Origin of the sequence: Mesorhizobium sp. M0800, from assembly GCF_040320095.1 — a bacterium.
In the GTDB taxonomy this organism is placed as follows: domain Bacteria; phylum Pseudomonadota; class Alphaproteobacteria; order Rhizobiales; family Rhizobiaceae; genus Mesorhizobium.
This window is the reverse complement of the sequence record NZ_JAMYOZ010000072.1, coordinates 1-2,644: the sequence shown is the minus strand read 5'-3', so window position 1 is coordinate 2,644 and position 2,644 is coordinate 1. Positions and strand designations below refer to the sequence as shown.

At 66.9% G+C, this 2,644-nt stretch carries 2 protein-coding genes; both read left to right on the top strand.

Annotated features, from left to right (window positions below; genetic code table 11):
* Nucleotides 1-147 precede the first annotated feature (147 nt).
* Nucleotides 148-1,056: a tyrosine-type recombinase/integrase gene (locus tag NKI18_RS33225; RefSeq protein WP_352622752.1), complete on the top strand. Its 909-nt coding sequence runs from the start codon at nt 148-150 to the stop codon at nt 1,054-1,056.
* Nucleotides 1,057-1,066: 10 nt separating this feature from the next.
* On the top strand, nt 1,067-2,284 hold the full coding sequence (locus tag NKI18_RS33220; RefSeq protein WP_352622751.1) for an IS91 family transposase: 1,218 nt from the start codon (nt 1,067-1,069) through the stop codon (nt 2,282-2,284).
* Nucleotides 2,285-2,644 lie beyond the last annotated feature (360 nt).

Below are 2,644 nucleotides of genomic sequence, written 5' to 3'. Positions count from 1 at the left end.
GAACTAACCCGCTCGCGCGGGAGGGCGCGGGTTTCGAGGCTGACGCTTCGTCGGCAGCGCCGGTGAGGCTGTATTTGATCAGAGGTGACAGGCGGCCATCCGCCTCCGAGCATGAAGGGTCAACCTTCAGCTTGAGAGGAGCATCCGATGACCCCCGATCTGTCGCATCCATCCGGCAGCGCGCTTCGCGAGCGCATGATCGAAGACATGAGCGTGCGCGGCTTCACGGAGGATACGCGCCGTGACTATATCCGTTGCGTGAAGTTGTTCGCGGCCTTCATCGGCCGCTCACCCGATACGGCGACGGCTGAGGATCTTCGCCGTTTCCAGCTGCACCAGATGCAGACCGGCATGCAGCCGCCAGGCATCAACAGCGCGGTCTCGGCGCTGCGCTTCTTCTTCACGGTGACGCTCGACCGGCCGGATCTTTCCCGCCGCCTCACCGTCATCCATCGGCCGCGTAAGCTGCCGCTGGTGCTGAGCGTCGAGGAGGTCGCACGGCTGCTCGAAGCGGCACCCGGTCCCAAATACAAGGCCGCCCTCGGCACCGCCTATGGAGCGGGGCTGCGGGTCTCCGAGATCGTGGCGCTCAAGGTGACCGACATCGATAGCACCCGCATGCTGATCCGCGTCGAACAGGGCAAGGGCCGCAAGGATCGCCACGCCATGCTGTCGCCGCAACTGCTCGAACTCTTGCGGGCCTGGTGGCGGGAGGGCAAACGCCGCGGCGTGATGCTGCCGCGGGGCTGGCTGTTTCCGGGTCGCAATCCGGTCACGCCGCTCTCCACGCGGCAGATGAACCGCGCCGTCCATGCCGCCGCTGAAGCGGCCGAGATCAGGAAGCGGGTGACGCCGCACACGCTGCGCCACAGCTTCGCCACCCATCTGCTGGAGCAGGACGTCGACATTCGCGTGATTCAAGTTCTGCTCGGGCATGCCAAACTTGACACGACCGCGCTCTACGCCCGCGTCGCCACCAAAACCATCCGCGCCGTGATGAGCCCGCTCGACCGGATCAGGCTGTTCGCAGAGGACGAGACGAGACCGGACGCCTGACCCGGCGGCGGTGCGCCGCCCGTCGCTGGAGGTCGCAGACGTCTTCCATCGCCATGGCGCCGCATGGCGTGCGGCCCATGCCGGCCATCTCAGCCTCGGCCAGATGAAGGTGATGTCGGCGATCGAGGCCTGCCGCACCGCAGCCCTCGGCGGTCACGTCAAGGCGTGCGAGGACTGCGGCCACAGCCAAATCGCCTACAACTCGTGCCGCAACCGCCACTGTCCCAAATGCCAAGGCGCGGCGGCAAGGGACTGGCTCGCCGCGCGCGAAGCCGATCTGCTGCCGGTCGGCTACTTCCATGTCGTCTTCACGCTGCCGGCCGAGATCGCTGACATCGCCTATCAGAACAAGGCCGTGATCTACGACCTGTTGTTCCGCGCCGCCTCCGAGGCCATGCTCACGATTGCCACCGATCCCAGGCATCTTGGCGCCCGCATCGGCATCACCGCCGTGCTCCATAGCTGGGGCTCGGCGATGACCCACCACCCGCACGTCCACATGATCGTGCCCGGCGGCGGTATCTCTCTGGATGGAGAACGGTGGGTCTCCTGCCGGCCCGGCTTCCTCCTGCCGGTGCGTGTGCTCTCAAAACTGTTCCGGCGGCTCTTCCTGGCGAAGCTCCCTGAGGCCCATGCCGCCGGTCGGCTGAAGTTCTTCGGCGATCATGCCGGCCTCGGCGATCGTCGCGCCTTTGCTGCCTTCCTGGCGCCGCTCAGAAGGAAGAACTGGTTCGTCTATGCCAAGCCGCCCTTCGCGGGACCCGAGGCGGTGCTGGCATATCTATCCCGCTATACCCACCGCGTCGCGATCTCTAACAGCCGGCTGATCGCGCTCGACGAGGCGGGCGTGACGTTCCGCTTCAAGAACTACCGCCGCAGCGGCAGCGAGCGCTACCGGACCATGACGCTCGAACCGAGCGAGTTCCTCCGCCGCTTTCTGCTCCACGTCCTGCCAAAAGGCTTCCACCGCATCCGCCACTATGGTCTGCTTGCCAGCGCCGGCCGCAAGGCCAACATCGCGCGCGCTCGCCAACTGCTCGCCGCCCGCCAGCCCGATGCCGAACGCAGCGAAACGGGCGACACTGCCGAAGCGGCTGCGCCGACCGATTGGCGGCCGCCATGTCCGTGCTGCGGCGGCCACATGATCGTCATCGAAACCTTCGGGCGCGGCAACGACGCCCGCGCGCCGCCATCCTCCGGCTTCGCCAACAGCACCAAGACGCCATGACCGCGAACCGCCCACCGCTGCTCCAGCCCGCCGAAGAACCTCACCGTCGGCGGATGGACGGCTGCGTGCGCCTGAGCTTCATGGGTCGGGAAATACCGCCGAACATGGCGAAATCGCCCGCTCTTCAACCGCCAAACCGCCGCATGCACGGGCCAGGCAAGCCGTGCTCGCCCGTCGACGTCATCGATCCCAACCGCCAGGCGCATCGCAGAGGCCACAGCGGCCCAAGCGAAACCGTCAAATCCCCATAGACCCGAGACCGCGATCTGCATCCCGCGGGTTCCTTCCTTGGAGGCTTCCGGACGCCGGCCCCGGCGCACGGCGCCTCTCGCAGAAGGCCGGCATCCGCAATCCTTCACA

What these genes read in the sequence shown, in the direction of transcription:
- NKI18_RS33225 (WP_352622752.1), top strand. Translation starts at nt 148, where the DNA reads ATGACCCCCGATCTGTCGCATCCATCCGGCAGCGCGCTTCGCGAGCGC.